This is a genomic window from Sphingomonas sp. HF-S4, from assembly GCF_032911445.1.
Taxonomy (GTDB): Bacteria; Pseudomonadota; Alphaproteobacteria; order Sphingomonadales; family Sphingomonadaceae; genus Sphingomonas; species Sphingomonas agrestis.
Genome location: NZ_JAWJEJ010000001.1, coordinates 2,225,331 through 2,246,003, shown reverse-complemented (window position 1 = coordinate 2,246,003; position 20,673 = coordinate 2,225,331). Strand labels below are relative to the sequence as shown.

The window sequence follows — 20,673 nt, the reverse complement described above, 5'->3', positions numbered from 1 at the left end:
GACCCTTTCACCGTGAGCAAAAGCGCCGGAGGGCAGCTGGCAAGCCGCGATTCCGGAAGCGGGAAAGTCGTGCCCAAAAGGGGTTTTGGGTTTTGGCGGACAGGGAGCTCTTCGAGGGATTTGCGCTCCAGGCGGTCGACCTGAAGGGTCGCGTCGCCATTCCCGCAGACCTGCGCGCCGCCGCCGAGCGCAATTCGGACATCCGCCAGATCGTCGTCGGCCTCCACCCGGAGGATGCGTGCCTCTCCGCGCACGACCTCAGCTGGTCGAAGGAGAAGTACGACCGCATCGATCGCAAGGAGCAGGCGGCCGAGGGGCGCGGCTCCGAAGTCGATACCCGTGCCAAGCGGCGCGCCTTCGGCCAGGTCGAGAAGGCGCCGTTCGATGACTCCGGGCGCTTCGTAATCCCGCCCTTCTTCCGGATGAAGGCCAAGATCGGGAAATGGGCTTTTTTCAACGGCAGCGGCGAGACGTTCGACGTCTGGGCGCCCGAAGTGCTGCTCGCCGACGAGAATGCCGATCCGGGCCTTCGCGAGATCTGCGAATATCTCTGCCAGTCCAAGGGCGTGAAGCTGTGAGCGCGCCCCACATCCCCGTGCTGCTCGGCGAAGTCGTCGACGGACTCGCCATCGTGCCTGGCGAGCGCCATGTCGACGCGACCTTCGGCGCGGGCGGCTATACCAACGCCATCCTCGAGCGGGGTGCCGAGGTGGCCGCCTTCGATCGCGATCCAAACGCGATCGAGGGCGGCCAAGCTCTCGTGGCGGAAGCGGGCGGGCGGCTGGTGCTGATCGAGGCGCCGTTCAGCCAGATGGAAGGCGAGCTTGCGCGCCGTGGCCTCGTTCCCGTCGATGGCGTGACGCTCGATATCGGCGTCTCGTCGATGCAGCTCGACCAGGCTGATCGCGGCTTCAGCTTCCAGAATGACGGGCCGCTCGACATGCGGATGAGCCAGTCGGGGATGACCGCGGAGGAGTGGCTCAACACTGCCGACGAAGAAGAGATCGCCGACGTCCTCTTTAACTATGGCGAAGAACCACGTTCGCGCCGCGTGGCGCGCGCGATCGTCTCCGCACGACCCCTTAAGCGGACTTCCGAACTCGCCAACGTGGTAAGGAAATCCTTAAACCATAAAGACTACGACAAGAAGGACCCGGCCACCCGGACCTTTCAGGCGATCCGCATCCACTTGAACCGCGAGCTCGACGAACTCGCGGAAGGGCTGGCTGCGGCCGAGCGCGTGCTCAAGCCCGGAGGCCGGCTGGCGGTGGTGACCTTCCATTCGCTCGAGGACCGCATGGTCAAGCGGTTCCTGCGCGAGCGTAGCGGCAGCGAGCCCGCGGGCTCGCGGCATCGTCCGATGGCGGGGCCCAAGGCCGCGCCGAGTTTCGAGACCCCCGCCAAGGCCGTGCGGCCCGGCGAGGCGGAAGTAGCGCGTAACCCGCGCGCCCGGTCCGCGACGCTGCGCGTGGCGCGTCGGACGGCTGCGGCGGCATGGGGCAGTGAGGGAGTGAACTGATGGCAGTGCAGGGCTTCAAGGGACTGGGATGGTTCCTGTGCGGCGTTGTCGTGGCGCCGGCATGTTACCTCGTCAATTCGCATGGGGCGGCCGAACAGGCCAAGCTCAACGCGACCAAGTCGGCGATCCTCCAGGCGCAGCGCGATATCCGCCAGCTCGAGACCGAGTTCAACACGCGCGCCAACATGGCGCAGCTCGAGCGCTGGAACGGCGACGTGCTGGCGCTCGCCGCGCCGGTGCCCGCGCAGTTCCTGGCCGGCGAGACCGCGCTGGCCAGCCTCGGCCAGCCCGCGGACATTCAGGTCGCCGCGCTGATCGTTCCGGCTGGCGCAGCCCCGGTCGAGACCGCCGCCGCAGTGGTGGCGCCCGTCGCCGTTCCAGTGCAGGCTGCAACCAGCGCCGCCGCGCCCGCCAAGAGCGCGGCCCAGCAGGACGGAGAGCTCAAGAAGCTTATGAAGAGGGCAGAGCGCCAGGCGATCGCATCGGTCGACAAGGGCGTGCTGAGCGCCTCGACGATCGACGACCTGCAGAAGCTGGCGAAGCGCGAGAAGCTGGCGCTGCGGTGATCGTCGTCGTCGCCCCGCCGGCCCGGCAGGGCCGCACGGGCGGTGCCCGTCAGGCGCTCGTCGCCATCGCCCAGGTGCGGCTGATGATCCTGTCGCTGCTGTTCGGCGCGGGCATGCTGGTGGTGATCGGCAAGCTCGCCCTTCTGGCGCTCTGGGCCGAGCCCGCCACTGCGCGCGACATCGCCTCCGCGCTCGTCCCGCCGCGCGGCGACATCGTCGACCGCAACGGCGCGCCGCTCGCGCGCAGTATCGATGCCTGGTCGATCGCGATTCACCCCAACCAGATCATCGGCGACAAGAACGCGCTCGCGCAGAAGCTCGCCGAGCTGATCCCCGAGAAGAGCGCCGGCGAATATTTTGCCGTGCTCAATTCGGGCAGCCGCTTCGCCTATCTCAAGCGCCGCGCGATGCCCGAGCTGGTCACCGCCGTAAACGCGCTCGGCGAGCCCGCGATGGAATTCCAGCGCGAGCCCGACCGGCTCTATCCGCAGTCGAGCATGGCCGCGCACGTCCTCGGCTTCGTCGATTCCCGCGGTATCGGCGTGTCGGGCATGGAGAAGGTGCTCGAGGCGCAGCTCAGTGATCCTGCGCGCCGCGGCAAGCCGATGGCGCTGTCGATCGACACGCGCGTCCAGGCCGCGCTCGAAAGCGAGCTCGGCGGCGCGATGACCGCCTTTCAGGCCCGCGGTGCCGCCGGCGTGATCCTCGACGTGCGCACCGGCGAGGTGATGGCGATGGTGTCGCTGCCCAGCTTCAACCCCAACGCGATCCAGGGCGTTCCGCCGCGCAACAACGTGACGCAGAGCGTCTACGAGCTCGGTTCGACCTTCAAGCCGATCGCCGTCGCCGGCGCGATCGAGAGCGGCACCGTCACGTCGATGACGCGCCGCTTCGATGCCACGAAGCCGCTGGAGATCGGCCGCTTCAAGATTCGCGACGATGTCGGCCACGTGCCGCAGCGCTGGCTCAACATCCCCGAGACGCTGATTCACTCCTCGAACGTCGCCACCGCGCGCATCGCCGACGAGATCGGCGCCGAGCGGATGCAGAACCTGTTCCGCAAGCTCGGCTTCGACCAGCGCCCGGCGATCGACCTTGGCGACGGCGCGCGTACGCTCTGGCCGGCGAGCTGGGGCCGCGTCACCGTGATGACCACCGGCTTCGGCCACGGCATCGCGGTAACGCCGATGCACCTCGCCAGCGCCTATGCCTCGCTGGTCAATGGCGGGATCTGGCGCCCGGCGACCTTGATGAAGCTGGAGCCGGGCAAGGCCACCGAAGGGCGCCGGGTATTCAGCGAGGCTACCAGCGCGCGAATGCGCCAATTGCTCCGCCTGATCGTGCTGAGCGGCACCGGGCGCAAGGCCGAGTCGATCGGCTACCGCGTCGGCGGCAAGACGGGCACGGCGGAGGCCGCGGTGAGCGGCGGCTATGATCGCCATCGCAACGTTTCGACCTTCGCGGCGGCTTTCCCGATGGACGCACCGCGCTATGTGGTGATCGCCATGCTCGACTCGCCCAAGGGCAATGCCCAAAGCTTCGGCCTCACCACCGCCGCCTGGACCGCGGCACCGGTGATCAGCCGCGTCATCAGCCGCACCGGACCGATCCTGGGCGTCACGCCCCAGGTCGGCCGCGATCTCGACGAGAGCGAGCTGACTCCGCTGATCTGGAAACCTGCCGATCCGGCAAAGGGCGGCGAATGAGGCTGGGCGCACTGACCGGCGGGGAAGAGGCTGCCGCGGTTACGGGTTTCGCGATCGACCATCGCAAGGTTGCTCCCGGAACGATCTTCGGGGCGTTCGAAGGCGCGCGGGTCAATGGCGAGGACTTCATTCCCGCCGCGGTGAAGGCGGGCGCCGTCGCGATCGTCGCGCGGCCCGAGGCCGTGGTGGAGGGCGCGCTCCACATCGCCGACGTCAACCCGCGCGAGCGCTTTGCGCGCCTCGCTGCAAAGTTCTTCGCGCCATTCCCCGGCACGGCGGTGGCGGTCACCGGCACTAACGGCAAGACTTCGACGGTCGAGATGACGCGCCAGCTCTGGCGGATGGCGGGGCAGCATGCCGCGTCGATCGGCACGCTCGGGGTCACCACGTCCGACGACACCGTCTCGACCGGACTGACCACGCCCGACGTCGTCACCTTCCTCGCCAACGTCGCGGGGCTGGCGCGCGAAGGCGTGACGCATGTCGCGTTCGAGGCCTCGTCGCACGGGCTTTCGCAATATCGAACCGAAGGCCTGCCGGTCCGCGCCGCCGCCTTCACCAATCTCAGCCGCGACCATCTCGATTATCATGGCGACATGGCGACCTATTTCCATGCCAAGCTCCGCCTGTTCGCCGATGTCCTCGATATGGACGGCGCCGCGGTGGTCTGGGCCGACGATCCGCATGCGATGCGGGTCGAGGAACTCGCCCGGATGCGCGGCAACCGGCTGATCACCGTCGGCGAACATGGCGAGACGCTCAAGCTCGTCGAGCGCGATCCGACCTTGCTGGGGCAGGGACTGGTGATCGAGGCCGAGGGTGCCACGCACAAGGTGATGCTTCCGCTGATCGGCGCCTACCAGGCGGCGAACGCGCTGACCGCGGCGGGCCTCGTCATCGCCACGGGCGGCGACGTGGCCAGTACGATCGCCAATCTCGCGCGGCTCCAGCCGGTGCGCGGCCGGCTCGAGCGCGCGGTGATCACGCGCGCGGGCGCGCCGGTCTATGTCGACTATGCCCACACCCCCGACGCGATCGAGGCGGCGATCGCCGCGCTCAAGCCGCACACCACCGGCAGGCTCATCCTCGTCCTGGGTGCCGGTGGCGACCGCGACCCCGGCAAGCGCGAGCCGATGGGGCAGGCCGCCGCGGCGGGCGCCGATGTGGTGATCGTCACCGACGACAATCCGCGCAACGAAGACCCGGCCGCGATCCGCGCCGAAGTATTGAAGGGCGCCCCCGACGCGACCGAGATCGGCGGCCGCCGCGAGGCCATTGCCGCGGCGGTGCAGATGGCGGGGGCGGAGGACATCGTCCTGATCGCCGGCAAGGGGCACGAGCAGGGACAGATTGTCGGGGACAGGGTGCTGCCGTTCGACGATGTCAGTGTGGCGCGGGAATGCGCGGCGTGACCCTCTGGACTTCAGGCGAGATCGCCTCTGCCACCGGCGGACTCGCTTCAACTGAATTCACGGTATCGGGCGTCACCTTCGACTCGCGCGAAGTCGGCCCCGGCGATCTGTTCCTCGCGCTCGGCGGCGAGACCACCGACGGCCATCGCTTCCTCGACCAGGCCTTCGCGCAGGGTGCGGCCGGCGCGGTGGTTTCCCGAGACACCGCGCACCCTAATGTCCGCGTCGATGACACCACTGCCGCGCTCGATGCGCTGGGCAGGGCATCGCGCGCGCGCATGGCGGGCAAGGTGGTCGGCGTCACCGGATCGGTCGGCAAGACCGGCACCAAGGAAGCGCTGTTCGCCGCTCTCGACCGCAGCGATCCCGGCTGCGCGCACCGCTCGGTCAAGAGCTACAACAACCATACCGGCGTGCCACTCAGCCTCGCCCGCATGCCGCGCGACACCCGCTTCGGCGTGTTCGAGATGGGGATGAACCACGCCGGCGAACTTGCCCAGCTGACCCGGCTCGTCCGCCCCCACGTCGCGCTCGTCACCACAATCGCCCCGGCGCATATGGGCTTCTTCGCCAGCGAGGAGGCGATCGCCGACGCCAAGGGCGAGATCTTTCAGGGTCTCGAGCCCGGCGGCACGGCGATCATCCCATTCGATAGCCCGCACCGCGAACGGCTTATTGCCGCCGCCAGGCCGCATGCCGGCCGCATCGTCACTTTCGGCCTCCACGACGGCGCCGATTTTCGTGCGGTCGAGCGCATGCGCGTCCGCACCGGCGGCACCTTCGTCACGGCGCGCTTCGATGCCCGCGAGCTGAGCTTCACGCTCTCGCAGCCGGGCGAGCATTGGGTATCCAACGCGATGGCGATCCTCGCTGCGGTCGATGCCGTCGGCGGCGATCTCGAAATGGCGGGCCTCGCGCTCGCCGAGATGGGCGGGCTTGCCGGCCGCGGACAGCGCTTCCTGGCGCAACTGCCAGGCGGCGAGGCGCTGGTGATCGACGAGAGCTACAACGCCAATCCCGCCTCGATGCGCGCGACGCTGGCGGTGCTCGCGCACGAGCCGGGGCGCAAGCTCGCCGTGCTTGGCGAGATGCGCGAGCTCGGCGACCATTCGAACGCCTTCCACGCCGAACTCGCCGAACCGATCGTCGCGGCCGGCGTCGAGCATGCGATCCTCGTCGGCGATGCGATGCGCACGCTCGCAAAGGCGCTTGAGGGCAGGGTCGAATTCGTCCATGTGCCCGACGCCGCAACCGCGCGCGAACGGCTGAACGCCGTGCTGGCGCCGGGCGATGCGGTCCTCGTAAAAGGCTCTAACGGCGTGCGTCTCTCGACGGTCGTGGCGGCATTGGCGGAAAGGGCGATGGCCTAATGCTCTACTGGATCGCGGAACAGCTGGGCTTCCCCGGCATCCTCAATCTCATCCGCTACCTGTCGTTCCGCACCGGCGCCGCGGTGGCGACCGCGCTGCTGCTCGGGCTGATCATCGGGCCCAGGTTCATCGGCTGGCTGCGCGTTCGTCAGGGCAAGGGACAGCCGATCCGCAGCGACGGCCCGCAGACGCACCTCGCCAAGCGCGGCACGCCGACGATGGGCGGGCTGATGATCCTCACCAGCCTGATGATCTCGCTGTTCCTGTGGATGAACCTCGCCAACCCCCTCGTCTGGGCATGTATGTTCGTCACCTTCGGCTTCGGCGCGATCGGCTTCCTCGACGATTACGACAAGGTGCGGAAGGCGAGCACCGCGGGCGTATCGGGCAAGGTGCGCCTGCTCGCCGAATTCGCCATCGCCGGGATTGCGAGCTGGGTGATCATCGCGCAGACCGGCACCCAGCTCTACGTGCCCTTCTTTAGCTGGATCCACCCCGATCTCGGCTGGCTCTACATCCCCTTCGCCGCCTTCACGATCGTCGCGTTCGGCAATGCGGTGAACCTGACCGACGGGCTCGACGGGCTCGCGACGATGCCGGTGGTGATCGCCTCGATGGCGTTCATGCTGATCGCGTATCTGGCGGGCAACAAGGTGTTCGCGACCTATCTCGGTATTCCGCACGTGCCGGGTGCGGGCGACCTGGCCATATTGTGCGGCGCGATGATCGGCGCGGGGCTGGCATTCCTGTGGTTCAACGCGCCCCCGGCGGCAGTGTTCATGGGCGATACCGGCAGCCTCGCTTTGGGCGGCGCGCTCGGTGCGATCGCGGTGTCGTCGCAGCACGAGCTGGTGCTCGGCATCATCGGCGGACTGTTCGTCGTCGAGGCGCTCAGCGTTATCATCCAGGTTTTCTTCTTCAAGCGCACCGGCAAGCGCGTCTTCAAGATGGCGCCGATCCACCACCATTTCGAACAGCTCGGCTGGTCCGAGCCGACCGTCGTCATCCGCTTTTGGATCATCGCGTTCGTGCTGGCGCTGGCGGGGCTCGCAACGCTGAAGCTGCGGTGATCACGAGTACGGCCTGGCGCGGCAAACGCTATGCGGTGCTCGGGCTTGCGCGGTCGGGTGCGGCGACGGTGCGCGCGCTGGTAGCGAGCGGGGCGAGCGTGCTCGGCTGGGACGATAACGAGGCTGCGCAACGTTCCGTGTGGGAGCAGCTCAAGGCCGATCGTCTAGAGCTCGACACCGAACCTGGCTTTACAACCAAGGACTGGGTGTCGTTTCCCGTCGATTTGAGTGGCTTCGACGCGGTCGTCGTTTCGCCCGGTGTTCCGCTGAACCGGCATCCCGTTGTGGAAAAGGCCGCGAAATATGGCGTGCCCGTCATCGGCGATATCGAGCTGTTCGCCCAGGCGCGCGCCGAACTCCCGCCGCACAAGGTGGTCGGCATCACCGGCACCAACGGCAAGTCGACCACCACTGCGCTGATCGACCATATCGTGCGCACCGCCGGGCTGCCGAGCCTCGCCGGCGGCAATATCGGCCTGCCGATCCTCGGCCGCGATCCGCTCCCCGAGGGCGGCGTCTATGTCCTTGAGCTGTCGAGCTACCAGATCGACCTGACCTACCGCCTCGACTGTGACGTTGCGGTGCTGCTCAACCTCACCCCGGATCATCTGGACCGCTATGAGGGTTTCGCAGGCTATGCCGCCTCCAAGGCGCGGCTGTTCGAAATGCAGTCGGCCGGCCATGCCGCGGTGATCGGCATCGGCGACGAACCCTCCGCCGCCATCGCCCGCCAGATCGCCACAACCGGCCGTTCCGAGGACATCACCAGGATCGCCCCCGGCGTCTGCATGGATCAGTCGCGCTGGCCTGCGCTCCAGGGCCAGCACAACGCCCAGAACGCGCTCGCTGCGATCGCCGCGTGCGAAGCGCTCGGCATCGACAGGCCTGCGATCGACAAGGGCCTCGAAACCTTCCCCGGCCTTCCGCACCGGATGGAGCGCGTCGCCAGCCGCAACGGCGTGCTGTTCGTCAACGACAGCAAGGCGACCAACGCCGATTCCACCACTCCGGCGCTGTCGGCCTATCCGCGCGTCCACTGGATCCTCGGCGGGCTCGCCAAGACCGACAGCCTGGAGGCATGCCGCCCCGGCTTCGGGCATGTCGTCCACGCCTATACGATCGGCGATGCGGGCGAGTTGTTCGCCTGCCTGCTCGAGGGCGAGATGCCGGTCGAGCGCTCGGGCACGCTCGACGCCGCGGTCCGGTCCGCCGCCGCCAACGCCCAGCCCGGCGAGACCGTGCTGCTGTCTCCCGCCTGCGCCTCGTTCGACCAGTTCAAGGACTATGAGGCGCGCGGCCAGGCCTTTCGCGACGCCGTGGAGGCGCTCGGGTGAACGACGTCGTCCCCGAACCCGAGAAGACCAATGGCGATGTCCGCCGCCGGGTGAGCAAGCAGCTCGGCCGCGCCAACACGACGCGCGCCGGCATGTGGTTCTGGGAAGTCGATCGCATGCTGCTGCTGCTCGCGATGCTGCTGATCGCGATCGGCCTCGTCGCGGTGGCCGCCGCTTCGCCGGCGACCGCCAAGCGCTATTCGGACGCCACCCATATCGTCCAGCCGATGTATTATTTCTGGCGCCAGCTGATGTGGGTATGCCTGTCGGTGCCGGTGCTGATCTTCGTGTCGATGCTGCCGGTCACCCTGGCGCGGCGGCTCGCCTTGGCCGGTGCGGCGTTCTTCCTGCTGCTGCTCGTGCTGGTGCCGATCCTCGGCTCGGAGACTAACGGCGCGCGGCGCTGGCTCGATCTCGGCGTCTCCGATCTACAGCCCTCCGAGTTCCTGAAACCCTTTTTCATCGTTGCGACCGCGTGGATGCTGTCGTTCCGCGCCAAGGATCCCGAACTGCCCGTGCTATTCATCACCGGCGGGATGACTGCGGTGATCGCCGTGCTGCTGATGCTCCAGCCCGATTTCGGCCAGACGATGGTTTTCGGGATCGTTTGGCTGATCCTGCTGACCATTTCGGGGATCTCGGCGGTCGCGATCGCGAGCCTGTTCGGCCTCGCCATCGGCGGCGTGGTCGCGGCGTATCTGTTCTACAGCACCGCGCGCACCCGCATCGACAATTTCCTCTTCCCCACCAAGGAAGCCGCGCTCGCCGACCGCTACCAGGTCGACATGGCGCACCAGACGCTGAGCGCTGGCGGCCTTACCGGCACCGGCCCGGGCAGCGGCCAGGTCAAGTTCAAGCTGCCCGAGGCGCATACCGACTATATCTTCTCGGTGATCGGCGAGGAGTTCGGGCTGATCTCGTGCGCAGTGATCGTCATACTCTATGCGGCGATCGTCATCCGCGTGTTCATGAAGATGCTCGACGAGGAGGACGCCTTCCGCCTGCTCGCCGCCTCGGGCCTCGCCGCGCAGTTCGGTGTCCAGGCGCTGATCAACATGGCGGTCAACACCGGCATCGCGCCTTCGAAGGGCATGACCTTGCCCTTCATCAGCTATGGCGGGTCGTCGATGATCGCGCTGTCGATCGGATACGGGTTGCTGCTCGCCTTCACGCGCCGAAACCCGTATCTGAAGCGCTCGCCATATACGGGTCGGTGGAGCAAGGGATGACGAAGTCGCGGAGCTATGTTCTGGCAGCAGGCGGGACCGGGGGGCACATGGTCCCCGCGGCGGCGCTGGCGGCGGAGCTGGCCAGAAGGGGGCACAAGGTCGCGCTGGTCAGCGACGATCGCGGGGTGCGTTTCCCAGGACTGTTCGAGGGAATCGACACGCATGTGCTGCCCGCCGGTCGGCTGGGTGGTGGGCCGCTCGGCTATATCCGTGCGGCCGGGCGTATCATGGCGGGACGATCGATGGCGCTGCGCCTGTTCAAGGAACTGCGTCCCGCGGCGGTGATCGGCTTCGGCGGCTATCCCGCATTGCCGACCCTGCTCGCCGCGTTCCGCGCCGGCGTGCCGACGGTGATCCACGAGCAGAACGCCGTGCTTGGCCGGGTCAACCGCTTCGTCGCCGGGCGGGTGAGCGCGATCGCCACTTCCTATGACGCCGTCGAGCGAATGAAGCCGCGCTGGGACGCCAAGACGCACCTCATCGGCAATCCGGTCCGCGAGGCGGTGCTCGATCTTCGCGAACGGCCCTATCCCGTGCTCGACGAGGATGGCATCTTCCGCGTCCTCGTCACGGGCGGCAGCCAGGGCGCGACGGTGCTGAGCAAGGTCGTCCCCGATGGGCTCGCCTTGCTCCCGGTGCATTTCCGCCGCCGGCTGCAGGTCACCCACCAGGCACGCATCGAGGATATCGACGCCGTCCGCGCCAAGTATCAGGCGCACGGCATCCCCGCCGACGTCTCGACCTACATCACCGATATGCCCGAGGCGTTGGCTTGGGCGCATATCGTCATCGCCCGCGCCGGCGCCTCGACGATCGCCGAGCTGACCGCGGCAGGCCGCCCGGCGATCCTCGTGCCGCTGCCCAGCGCGACCGATGATCACCAGACCGCCAATGCGCGCGAAGTCACCAATGTCGGCGGCGCGCGCACCATTTCGCAGCGCAACTTCACTGCGACCGAGCTCGCCAAGCAGATCCAGAAGCTCGGGCTCGACGCCCAGGGCCTCGAAAACGCTGCGACCCGCGCCAAGAGTGTCGGTCGTCCGCACGCGGCGAGCGACCTCGCCGATCTCGTCGAATCGATTCACGCTCCCACGGCGCCGATCAAGGTGCGCCGTGCGGCCATCCAGGGAAGGCTCGCCCACGCATGAAGGGTGTCGCAACCGACATCGGCACGATCCATTTCGTCGGGATCGGCGGCATCGGCATGTCCGGCATCGCCGAAGTGATGCACAATCTCGGCTACAAGGTGCAGGGCTCGGACGTCGCCGAGGGCTATGTCGTCCAGGGGCTGCGCGACCGCGGCATCGCGATCGAGATCGGCCACAAGGCAGAGAATATCGGCGATGCGGCCGTGGTCGTGGTCTCGACCGCGATCGTGCGCACCAATCCCGAGGTCGAGGCTGCGTACCAGCACCGCGTCCCCGTGGTGCGCCGCGCCGAGATGCTTGCCGAGCTGATGCGCCTGAAGTCCACCGTCGCCGTCGCGGGCACCCACGGCAAGACCACGACCACCTCTATGATCGCCGCGCTGCTCGACGCGGGTGGGGTCGATCCCACCGTGATCAACGGCGGGATCATCAACCAGTACGGCTCGAACGCCCGATTGGGTGACAGCGACTGGATGGTGGTCGAGGCCGATGAGAGCGACGGCAGCTTCCTTCGCCTCGACGGCACGATCGCGGTGGTGACCAATATCGATCCCGAGCATCTCGATCACTATGGCAGCTTCGACCGCGCCAAGGACGCCTATGTCGAGTTCGTCGAGAACGTGCCCTTCTATGGCGCGGCCTTGCTCTGCCTCGATCATCCCGAAGTCCAGGCGATCATCCCGCGGGTCCGCGATCGCCGGATTATCACCTACGGCTTCGCCGCCTCGGCCGACGTCCGGGGCGTCAACGTAACCCCGCATTCGGGCGGCAACCGTTTCGAGGCGATCATCCGCAACCGCGACGGCACCGTGCGTTCGATCGAGAATATCGAGCTGCCGATGCCCGGCCGTCACAACGTCCAGAACGCGCTCGCCGCGATCGGCGTCGCGCTCGAGCTCGGCATCCCCGACGTGACGATCCAGAAGGGCTTTGCGCGCTTCGGCGGGGTCAAGCGCCGCTTCACCAAGGTCGGCGAGACCCAGGGGGTGACGGTGATCGACGATTACGGACACCACCCGGTCGAGATCCGCGCGGTGCTCGCCGCCGCGCGCGAGAGCGCCGAGGGCAGGGTGATCGCGGTGGTACAGCCACACCGATATTCACGCCTCGAAAACCTGATGGACGACTTCGCCCAGGCGTTCAACGACGCCGACATGGTGCTGGTCACCCCGGTCTATGCTGCGGGCGAGGAGCCGCGCGAGGGCGTGCATGCCGAGGCTTTGGTCGACGGCATCCGCCGCCGCGGGCACCGCTCGGCCGACGCCATCGCCGACGCCGATGCGCTGGCACAGCGGCTCGCCGAAGTCACCGTGCCGGGAGACATGGTCGTGTGCCTCGGCGCGGGCGACATCACCAAATGGGCAGCTGGGCTCGCCCCTGCGATTGAGGCGGCGCGGCAGGGCGTGCCGGCATGAGCGACTGGTTCTCCACCGCCGTCGAGATGCAGCGGGAGATCCTCCGCGCGCAAAAGGCGCAGATGGACGCGGCGCAGAAGATGCTGGGCGCCGGCAAGCAGATGACCGCGTTGCAGGAAGCCGGGCAGAAAGCAGCCGAGGCCAACCTCGAAGCGTGGAAGCAATGGGCCAAGCTGTGGGGCTGGAAGTGAGCGAATGCTTCTGCTCTAAGCCCCTCCCCTTCAGGGGAGGGGTTGGGGGTGGGGCCTCGTTGTCTCACCGAGACCAATCGCCCGTGGGGAGGTCCCACCCCAACCCCTCCCCTGAAGGGGAGGGGCTATGAACGTCTGCTACGCCTTGCCCCCCGTCCGCGGAAAGCTCACCCACGCCGCCCCGCTTGCCCCACTCGTGTGGTTCAAGAGCGGCGGCGCGGCGGAATGGCTGTTCGAGCCCGCCGATGCCGACGACCTCGCCACTTTCCTCTACGCGCTCGATCCCGCGGTGCCGGTGATGGGCCTCGGCCTCGGCTCGAACATGATCGTCCGCGACGGCGGCGTGCCCGGCGTCGTCGTCCGCCTCGGCAAGGCATTCGCCGGCGTCGAGCAGCTCGACGCCACCACGCTGCGCTGTGGCGGCGGCGCCTCAGGCATTCTCGTCTCCTCCAAGGCGCGTGACGCAGGCATCGCCGGCGTCGAGTTCCTGCGCTCGATCCCCGGCACCGTCGGCGGGTTCGTGCGGATGAACGGCGGCGCCTATGGCCGCGAGACAAAGGACATCCTCATCGAGTGCGAAGTCGTGCTGCGCAGCGGCGAGCGCCGGACGCTGCAGCTCGCGGATCTCGGCTATACCTATCGCCATAGCGAATTGCCCGCAGGCGCGATCGTCGTCAGCGCGACCTTCCGCGGCCGGCCCGGCGACCCCGCCGCGATCCAGGTCGAGATGGACCGCATTGCCGCCGCGCGCGAGGAATCGCAGCCGCTGCGCTCGAAGACCGGCGGATCGACCTTCAAGAACCCCGAGGGGCACAAGGCCTGGGCGCTGATCGACGCCGCCGGCTGCCGCGGCTTGCGGCGAGGCGATGCGCAGGTCAGCGAAAAACACTGCAATTTCCTGCTCAATCTGGGCAATGCGTCCTCGGCCGATATCGAGGCGCTGGGCGAGGACGTCCGCGCCAAGGTCAAGGCCCAGTCCGGCGTCGGGCTGGAGTGGGAAATTCAGCGCGTCGGCAGGTTTGCCGAAGGCGCGGTCGAAGAGCGTATCGGGGTCGAGAAGTGAACAAGTTGCACATCGCCGTGTTGATGGGCGGGTGGTCCGCCGAGCGCGAGGTCTCGCTGATGTCGGGCGCGGGAGTCGCCGATGCGCTCGAGGGACTCGGCCACAAGGTCAGCCGCGTCGACATGGGCCGCGATCTCGCGGCCAGGCTGACCGAACTCGCACCCGACATCGTCTTCAACGCGCTCCACGGCACGCCTGGCGAGGACGGCACTGTCCAGGGCACGCTCGACCTGCTCGGCCTCAAATACACCCACTCCGGCCTGGTCACCTCGGTGATCGCGATCGACAAGCAGCTCACCAAGCAGACGCTGGTTCCGCATGGCATCCCGATGCCCGGCGGGCGCATGGTCCGCACCGAGGAACTGCATGCGCGCGACCCGCTGCCGCGCCCTTATGTCCTCAAGCCGGTCAATGAAGGTTCTTCGGTCGGCGTCGCGATCGTCACCGACGAAGGTAATATGGGTAACCCGATCAGCGCCGACGCCGCGGGTCCCTGGCAGGAATTCGACGAACTCCTCGCCGAACCCTTCATCCGCGGCCGCGAGCTGACCACCGCCGTGCTCGGCGACCAGGCGCTCGGGGTCACCGAGCTGATCGTCCGCAATGGCTTCTACGATTACGACGCCAAATACACCGACGGCCTTACCGAGCACGTCTTCCCCGCGGACATCCCCCAGGACGTCGCCGATGCGTGCAAGCGCATTGCGCTCGACGCGCACCGGCTGCTCGGTTGCAAGGGCTGCTCGCGCGCCGATTTCCGCTGGGACGACAGCCAGGGCGTCGAGGGCCTCTTCCTGCTCGAGGTCAACACCCAGCCCGGCATGACCGCACTCAGCCTTGTCCCCGAACAGGCGCGGCATCTCGGCATTTCCTATCCCGAGCTGGTCCAGCGCATCGTCGACGAGGCGCTCGCTTGAGCCGCAAGCCCGTCCAACGCACCGCCACCAGGCGGGGTGCGGCGCCCAGGAAGAAGGCGAACGCGCGTCGCCCGAAGCGGCCGAGCCTGCTCGACCAGGCGGTCGCCGCGTTGCCGTTCAGCGAGAAGACGCTCACCCGCATCGCCACTTGGACGATCGTCGGCTCGGTCGGCGCGGTGGCGCTTGCGGTGGCAACCTGGTTCGGCGTGCCGTCGATGGCGGGTGTCGCGGCGGCCAATGTCGTCGGCGAGGCGGGATTGAAGGTCGACGAGATCCAGATCGACGGGATCAAGCGCATGGACAAGATGACTGTCTACACCCAGGCGCTCGATCAGGATTCGCGCGCGATGCCGCTGGTCGATCTCGCTCTGGTCCGCGAGCGGCTGCTCAAATATCCCTGGGTCAAGGACGCCCGCGTCTCGCGTCGCCTGCCCAACACCCTGCGCATCGCGATCGTCGAGCGCGAGCCCGCGGCGATCTGGCAGAGCCACGGCCAGCTGATGCTCGTCGATCCGACGGGCGTGCCGCTCGAGCCGGTATCGACCGATGCGATGCCCGATCTGCCGCTGCTGATCGGCGAGGGCGCCAATGGACAGGAGCCGGCCCGGCGGAAGCTGCTCGACGCGGCGCCGTCGCTCAAGCCGCTGGTCAAGGCGGCAAGCTGGATCGGCAATCGCCGCTGGGACCTGGTGTTCGCCAGCGGCGAGAAGCTCCAGCTTCCCGAGGGCGAGGAAGAGGCGGCTAAGTCCTTACGCAAATTCGCAGAGTTGGATGCGGCGCAGGGTCTGCTACGTAAGGGTACGATCCGCTTCGACATGCGCGTGCCCGGGAATATGGTGATGCAGCGGCCGCAAGGGCAAGCGGCCGCGACGAGCGTTGTGACAGGGGAATAAGATGGCCAAGACGGTACCCGAAGGACTGATCACCGCGCTCGACGTCGGTTCGTCCAAGGTCTCGGCGCTGATCGCGCAGCGCAGCGACGACGGCCAGCTCGTCGTGCTCGGCACCGGCCAGCGCGAGAGCCGCGGCGTCAAGCGCGGCTATGTCGCCGACATGCACGCCACCGAACTCGCGATCCGCGAGGCGGTTGAGCAGGCGGAGCGCATCGCAGGTACCAATATCGAGGACGTCTGGGTCAGCTTCTCGGCGGGCGGCCTCCTCTCCGACGTCGTCAAGCTCGAGGCCGATCTCGGCGGACATCGCGTCGAGCAGGCCGATATCGACGAACTGCTCAAGGCTGGCCGCGACGCGATCGATCCGCAGGGCAAGATGGTCCTCCACGCCCAGCCGACCTGCTACACGATCGACGGGCTTGCGGGCGTGAAGCGTCCGCTGGGGCTGCATGCCGACCGGCTCGGCATCGACATCCATGTCGTCTCGACCGAGGGCTCGCCGGTGCGCAATCTCGATCTGTGCGTCCGCTCGGCGCATCTCGAGGTCAAGTCGATCATCGCCGCACCCGTCGCCACCGGGCTCGCCTGCCTCACCGACGAGGAACGCGAACTGGGCGTCGCCTTGGTCGAAATCGGCGCAGGGGTGACCAACGTCTCGGTGTTCGCCGGCGGCGTGCTCGCCGGGCTCGCATCGATCCCGATGGGCTCGGCCGACATCACCGACGACATCGCCTCGGCTTTCGGCACCGCACGGACCTGGGCCGAGCGCACCAAGTGCTTCCACGGTTCGGCCAATCTGTCGCCGCGCGACAATCACGAGATGATCGACGTCCAGCTCGCTATCCCCGACGACGGCGCTGAAGGCCCGCGCATCACCAAGGCGCAGCTCAATGCGACGATCCGCCAGCGGCTGGAGCGGCTGATGAGCGAGATCCAGAAGGAGCTCAAGAAGCTCGGTTTCCAGGATCCGATCGGCCGCCAGATCGTCCTCACCGGCGGCGGTGCCGAATTGAAGGGAATCGCCGATTATGCCCAGCAGTCGCTCGGCAATGCCGTCCGCGTCGGACGTCCCAAAGGGCTGATCGCGCTGCCCGAAGCGCATGCCGGCCCGGCCTTCGCCACCCTCGCTGGCCTCGCGCGCTTCGCCGCGGCCGATCCGATCGATCTGCGCGCGCTCGAGCCGTCGAGCCACCAGATGGTCACCAAGACGAGCCCCGGCGCGCTGCTCCAGCGTCTGATGACGGCGTTTCGGTCGAATTATTAAAGAAATACGACCGAACGGGCCTGTTTCCACTAGAGTCGGTGGGGCCCTTGGTGCATCACGGAGTTCAACGGTGCCGCCCCAGCGCGACGGCGGCGCCAGGGAGATATGGAATGAGCATCGAATTTCTTCCGGCTGAGGTTGACGAGCTGACGCCCAAGATCACCGTGATCGGTGTGGGCGGCGCGGGCGGCAACGCGATCGCGAATATGATCCGCGCCGACGTGCTCGGGGTCGAGTTCCTCGTCGCCAACACCGACGCACAGGCACTCAAACAGTCCTCGGCGGGGCATCGCATCCAGCTGGGCGCGAAGATTACCCAAGGGCTCGGCGCAGGCTCGCGTCCCGAAATCGGTCGCGCCGCCGCCGAAGAGACGATCGATCAGGTTCAGAAGGCGCTCGAAGGCGCGCATATGTGCTTCATCGCGGCCGGCATGGGCGGCGGCACGGGCACCGGCGCCGCGCCGGTGATCGCCAAGGCCGCGCGCGACATGGGCATCCTCACCGTCGGCGTGGTGACCAAGCCGTTCGCCTTCGAAGGCAAGCGCCGCGCGCAGTCGGCGGAATCGGGCATCGAAGAGCTTCAGAAGTATGTCGACACGCTGATCGTCATCCCCAACCAGAACCTGTTCCTGATCGCCAACGCCAACACGACCTTCAAGCAGGCGTTCGAGATGGCCGACGAAGTGCTCCAGCAGGGCGTCCGCGGCATCACCGACCTCATGGTCATGCCGGGCCTCATCAACCTCGACTTCGCCGACGTCCGCTCGGTGATGCAGGAGATGGGCAAGGCGATGATGGGCACCGGTGAGGCCGAGGGTGACGATCGCGCACTGATCGCCGCGCAGAAGGCAATCGCCAATCCACTGCTCGACGGCGTCTCGATGAACGGCGCCAAGGGCGTCATCGTCTCGATCACCGGCGGCGAGGACATGCGCCTGCTCGAAGTCGACGAAGCCGCGAACCACATCCGCGAGTTGGTCGATCCCGACGCCAACATCATCTGGGGATCGGCGTTCAACCCCGATCTCGAAGGCAAGATCCGCGTCTCGGTCGTCGCGACGGGCATCGATGCCGACGCCCAGGCGCGCGCCGCCCCGGCGCCCGAGCAGACGCGCGTCTTCTCCTTCGCGACGCCGCGCCGCAGCGCCGCAGCGGCGGCATCGGAGCCCGCGGCGGTCGAAGCTGCGCCCGAGCCCGGCTTCTCCGAGCCTGTTCTCGAGCCCGAAGCACCCGAGCCCGTCGCTGCGGCGCCGATCCCGGAAGCATATGAGCCGGAGCCCGAGCCGGTCGCCGCGCAGGACGAATCCGACGAGCTGCTGCTTGGCGAGCCGATGGCCGAAGCCGCGCCCGAGCCCGAACCGGCGCCCGCTCCGGCACCCGAACTCACCAGCCGCCGTCGCTGGCTGACCGGCGGCGCCGACGAGGAGCCCGCGCCCGAACCCAAGCCCGCCGGTCGCCGTGCCGGAGGCACGCTGTTCGAGCGGATGGCCTCGCGCGGTGCCTCGAAGGCGACCGAGGAGGAGGACAAGGATCCGCTCGACATCCCGCGGTTCCTGCGCAGCCAGAACAACCAGTAAAGGCGTTCGTCGCCGGCGGTGCCCGTTTCGACGAGCCGCCGGCGACGCGTCATCGGCCGTTACCCGATGACGTGTCTGGCGGTCCCTCAATGAAGCAGCTCGGCTCCCTCGACGGCATCGCACTGGCATTGGCGCTGGCTGCAACCGGCGCGCCGGCGCTCGCCCAGCACGGGCTGATGCCCACGCCCAATCCGCTCGCCGACCAGCTCGCGCAGGAGCTGCGCGTGGTCGCCGCCGATCCGCGCAACGTGCGTGCGCTGCTCGCGGCGGGGAATCTGAGCGCGAAGCTCGGCGATACCGCCGCCGCGCTGGCCTTCTTCGCGCGTGCCGAGACGGTCGATGCCTCCAACCCCGGCATCCTCGCAGGGCGCGGCGCGGCGCTGGTGCGGATGGAGCGCCCGGGCGAGGCGCTGCGGCTGTTCCAGGCGGCCGAGGCGCGGGGGCTTAATGCGCGCGAATATGCCGCCGATCGCGGCTTCGCCTATGACCTGCTCGGCCAGCCCGTGCTCGCCCAGGCCGACTACAAGCGCGCGCTCCAGGACGATCGCGACGACGACGAGACCGTGCGTCGCTACGCGCTGTCGCTCGGCATCACCGGTAATGTCGAGGAATCGATGCGCCAGCTCGATCCGCTGCTGCGTAAGAGCGACCGCGCGGCGTGGCGCGCGCGCGCTTTCGTCCTCGCGATGAACGGCGACATGCCCGGTGCCGAGCGTATCGCGGCGAGCATGATGCCGGGCAATATGGGCAGCTCGCTCGCGCCCTTCTTCCGCCGCCTCGCCAATCTCGCGCCTGCCGATCGCGCCTTCGCCGTGCATTTCGGCCAGATCTCGCCGACCGCGGCGCGCGTTGCCGACGCCCGGCTCGCGCCGGTACTGCCGCGCTATGTGCCCACGCGCCCGGTTCAGGTCGCCCAGACGCAGCCGACGCGCACGTCCGCTGCCGAGGCGCCAAAGAGCAGGGATCGCCGCTCGCGCCGACAGCGCGAGCGCGACGAACGTGACGCCGCGCCGCTCGCCCGTCGTGCCGCGCCGGTGGAAACCGCCGCGGCCCCGCCGCCGCCGTTGCCCGCCCCGCCACAGCAGGTGGTAATGCGCGAGGCAACGCCGATCGTCCAGCCGCTGCCCAAGCCGAAGTCCGAAGAGATCGACACGCCCCCGGTCCGCGAGGCGCCGGTCCAGACCGCGAGCCGCGAAGTCGCGCCACAGCCGAGCGCGATCACGCCGCCCGGTCAGGGCACGCCCGCCGCCGCTTCGGTCGGCGACACGGCGCGCACGCCGGTTACCGCGGCAGCGCAACCCCCGGCTACGCTTCCCGCTGCTGCGCGTCCCGAGCCCCAGCCCAATGCGATCGCCGCCGCGCCCGAGCCGGCGCCGCCCGGCCCTGCGCGCGTGGGGCAGGAGGATTCGGTCCTCGCCGCGATCGTTGCCGGGATCACCATCCCTGCGGAGGAATTGCAGGTCGTCACGGCGGTGCCGGTCGATCCGGTGCCCGAGCCCACGCGCGCCGTCGCGGCGTCGCCCGAGGTCGCGCGGCCCGCGCCCGAACCTGCCAAGCCAGTCGCGAAGCCCAAGCCCGAACCGGCCAAGCCCGAGCCCAAGGCTGCGAAGAAGCCGGAGCCGGCCAAGCCCGATCCCAAGGCCAAGAAGCCTGAGCCCAAGAAGCCGCCCGCCGAGCCCGCGCGCGTCTGGGTCCAGGTCGCCGGCGGCGCCAACGAGGCCAGCCTGCCCAAGGCATGGAAGGCGGTCGTCGCCAAGGCGCCTGCGGCTTTCAAGGGCAAGTCCGGCTGGTGGACTCCGCTGCGCGCCACCAACCGCGTCCTTGCCGGCCCGTTCAAGACCGCGGCGGAGGCGCAGGCCTTCGTCAACACGCTGCGCAAGGAAGAGGTGTCGGGCTTCGTCTTCACCAGCGAGGCCGGGCAGAAGGTGACCAAGCTGGCGAACTGATCCGACCAGTCGAAGCCTTCGACAAGCGAGGCCTGAGCCGCTAGGGCCCTTCG

General features: G+C 68.4%; 18 protein-coding genes. All 18 read left to right on the top strand.

The features are described from left to right. Positions 1-92: 92 nt before the first annotated feature. On the top strand, positions 93-578 hold the full coding sequence (locus RZN05_RS09980; protein ID WP_317226465.1) for a division/cell wall cluster transcriptional repressor MraZ: 486 nt from the start codon (positions 93-95) through the stop codon (positions 576-578). Then, on the top strand, positions 575-1,519 hold the full coding sequence (rsmH, locus tag RZN05_RS09975; protein WP_317226464.1) for a 16S rRNA (cytosine(1402)-N(4))-methyltransferase RsmH: 945 nt from the start codon (positions 575-577) through the stop codon (positions 1,517-1,519). Before RZN05_RS09980 ends, rsmH begins: the two co-directional genes overlap by 4 nt. Next, entirely contained in the window at positions 1,519-2,085 is a 567-nt protein-coding gene (locus tag RZN05_RS09970; protein ID WP_317226463.1) for a hypothetical protein, read from the top strand. Before rsmH ends, RZN05_RS09970 begins: the two co-directional genes overlap by 1 nt. Further along, a complete protein-coding gene (locus RZN05_RS09965) occupies positions 2,082-3,791 on the top strand; it encodes a peptidoglycan D,D-transpeptidase FtsI family protein (RefSeq protein ID WP_317226462.1) in 1,710 nt (569 codons plus the stop codon). The genes RZN05_RS09970 and RZN05_RS09965 overlap by 4 nt, the downstream gene beginning before the upstream one ends. After that, complete coding sequence (locus RZN05_RS09960) at positions 3,788-5,203, top strand: UDP-N-acetylmuramoyl-L-alanyl-D-glutamate--2,6-diaminopimelate ligase (RefSeq protein WP_317226461.1); 1,416 nt, start codon at positions 3,788-3,790, stop codon at positions 5,201-5,203. Before RZN05_RS09965 ends, RZN05_RS09960 begins: the two co-directional genes overlap by 4 nt. Then, a complete protein-coding gene (locus RZN05_RS09955) occupies positions 5,191-6,573 on the top strand; it encodes a UDP-N-acetylmuramoyl-tripeptide--D-alanyl-D-alanine ligase (RefSeq protein WP_317226460.1) in 1,383 nt (460 codons plus the stop codon). The genes RZN05_RS09960 and RZN05_RS09955 overlap by 13 nt, the downstream gene beginning before the upstream one ends. Further along, complete coding sequence (gene mraY, locus RZN05_RS09950; RefSeq protein WP_317226459.1) at positions 6,573-7,643, top strand: phospho-N-acetylmuramoyl-pentapeptide-transferase; 1,071 nt, start codon at positions 6,573-6,575, stop codon at positions 7,641-7,643. Before RZN05_RS09955 ends, mraY begins: the two co-directional genes overlap by 1 nt. Next, the gene (gene murD / locus RZN05_RS09945; protein WP_317226458.1) at positions 7,640-8,977 is read left to right on the top strand and encodes a UDP-N-acetylmuramoyl-L-alanine--D-glutamate ligase; all 1,338 of its coding nucleotides are present in this window, start codon (positions 7,640-7,642) and stop codon (positions 8,975-8,977) included. The genes mraY and murD overlap by 4 nt, the downstream gene beginning before the upstream one ends. A gap of 92 nt (positions 8,978-9,069) precedes the next feature. Next, positions 9,070-10,206, top strand: a complete 1,137-nt coding sequence (locus RZN05_RS09940) for an FtsW/RodA/SpoVE family cell cycle protein (RefSeq protein ID WP_317227599.1) — start codon at positions 9,070-9,072, stop codon at positions 10,204-10,206. Beyond that, positions 10,203-11,354, top strand: coding sequence for an undecaprenyldiphospho-muramoylpentapeptide beta-N-acetylglucosaminyltransferase (gene murG / locus RZN05_RS09935; protein ID WP_317226457.1), 1,152 nt, complete (start codon positions 10,203-10,205; stop codon positions 11,352-11,354). The genes RZN05_RS09940 and murG overlap by 4 nt, the downstream gene beginning before the upstream one ends. Beyond that, the gene (murC, locus tag RZN05_RS09930) at positions 11,351-12,769 is read left to right on the top strand and encodes a UDP-N-acetylmuramate--L-alanine ligase (protein WP_317226456.1); all 1,419 of its coding nucleotides are present in this window, start codon (positions 11,351-11,353) and stop codon (positions 12,767-12,769) included. Before murG ends, murC begins: the two co-directional genes overlap by 4 nt. After that, positions 12,766-12,960, top strand: a complete 195-nt coding sequence (locus RZN05_RS09925) for a hypothetical protein (RefSeq protein ID WP_317226455.1) — start codon at positions 12,766-12,768, stop codon at positions 12,958-12,960. The genes murC and RZN05_RS09925 overlap by 4 nt, the downstream gene beginning before the upstream one ends. A 127-nt stretch (positions 12,961-13,087) precedes the next feature. Beyond that, complete coding sequence (gene murB / locus RZN05_RS09920) at positions 13,088-14,023, top strand: UDP-N-acetylmuramate dehydrogenase (RefSeq protein WP_317226454.1); 936 nt, start codon at positions 13,088-13,090, stop codon at positions 14,021-14,023. A gap of 5 nt (positions 14,024-14,028) precedes the next feature. Further along, complete coding sequence (locus tag RZN05_RS09915; RefSeq protein ID WP_317227598.1) at positions 14,029-14,940, top strand: D-alanine--D-alanine ligase; 912 nt, start codon at positions 14,029-14,031, stop codon at positions 14,938-14,940. Continuing rightward, positions 14,937-15,833, top strand: a complete 897-nt coding sequence (locus RZN05_RS09910; RefSeq protein WP_317226453.1) for a cell division protein FtsQ/DivIB — start codon at positions 14,937-14,939, stop codon at positions 15,831-15,833. Before RZN05_RS09915 ends, RZN05_RS09910 begins: the two co-directional genes overlap by 4 nt. A 1-nt stretch (position 15,834) precedes the next feature. After that, the gene (ftsA, locus tag RZN05_RS09905; protein WP_317226452.1) at positions 15,835-17,097 is read left to right on the top strand and encodes a cell division protein FtsA; all 1,263 of its coding nucleotides are present in this window, start codon (positions 15,835-15,837) and stop codon (positions 17,095-17,097) included. A gap of 110 nt (positions 17,098-17,207) precedes the next feature. Beyond that, positions 17,208-18,674 carry a cell division protein FtsZ gene (gene ftsZ / locus RZN05_RS09900; protein ID WP_317226451.1) on the top strand — a complete coding sequence of 489 codons (1,467 nt, stop codon included), beginning with the start codon at positions 17,208-17,210 and terminating at the stop codon, positions 18,672-18,674. An 89-nt stretch (positions 18,675-18,763) separates the two neighbouring features. Continuing rightward, positions 18,764-20,620, top strand: a complete 1,857-nt coding sequence (locus RZN05_RS09895; protein WP_317226450.1) for an SPOR domain-containing protein — start codon at positions 18,764-18,766, stop codon at positions 20,618-20,620. The last annotated feature ends 53 nt before the right edge of the window (positions 20,621-20,673 follow it).

Bases quoted from the DNA above. Each gene is read 5' to 3' on its own strand.
- RZN05_RS09970 (WP_317226463.1), top strand. From the start codon at position 1,519: ATGGCAGTGCAGGGCTTCAAGGGACTGGGATGGTTCCTGTGCGGCGTT.
- RZN05_RS09960 (WP_317226461.1), top strand. From the start codon at position 3,788: ATGAGGCTGGGCGCACTGACCGGCGGGGAAGAGGCTGCCGCGGTTACG.
- RZN05_RS09955 (WP_317226460.1), top strand. From the start codon at position 5,191: ATGCGCGGCGTGACCCTCTGGACTTCAGGCGAGATCGCCTCTGCCACC.
- mraY (WP_317226459.1), top strand. From the start codon at position 6,573: ATGCTCTACTGGATCGCGGAACAGCTGGGCTTCCCCGGCATCCTCAAT.
- RZN05_RS09940 (WP_317227599.1), top strand. From the start codon at position 9,070: ATGTGGTTCTGGGAAGTCGATCGCATGCTGCTGCTGCTCGCGATGCTG.
- murG (WP_317226457.1), top strand. From the start codon at position 10,203: ATGACGAAGTCGCGGAGCTATGTTCTGGCAGCAGGCGGGACCGGGGGG.
- murC (WP_317226456.1), top strand. From the start codon at position 11,351: ATGAAGGGTGTCGCAACCGACATCGGCACGATCCATTTCGTCGGGATC.
- RZN05_RS09925 (WP_317226455.1), top strand. From the start codon at position 12,766: ATGAGCGACTGGTTCTCCACCGCCGTCGAGATGCAGCGGGAGATCCTC.
- murB (WP_317226454.1), top strand. From the start codon at position 13,088: ATGAACGTCTGCTACGCCTTGCCCCCCGTCCGCGGAAAGCTCACCCAC.
- ftsA (WP_317226452.1), top strand. From the start codon at position 15,835: ATGGCCAAGACGGTACCCGAAGGACTGATCACCGCGCTCGACGTCGGT.
- ftsZ (WP_317226451.1), top strand. From the start codon at position 17,208: ATGAGCATCGAATTTCTTCCGGCTGAGGTTGACGAGCTGACGCCCAAG.
- RZN05_RS09895 (WP_317226450.1), top strand. From the start codon at position 18,764: ATGAAGCAGCTCGGCTCCCTCGACGGCATCGCACTGGCATTGGCGCTG.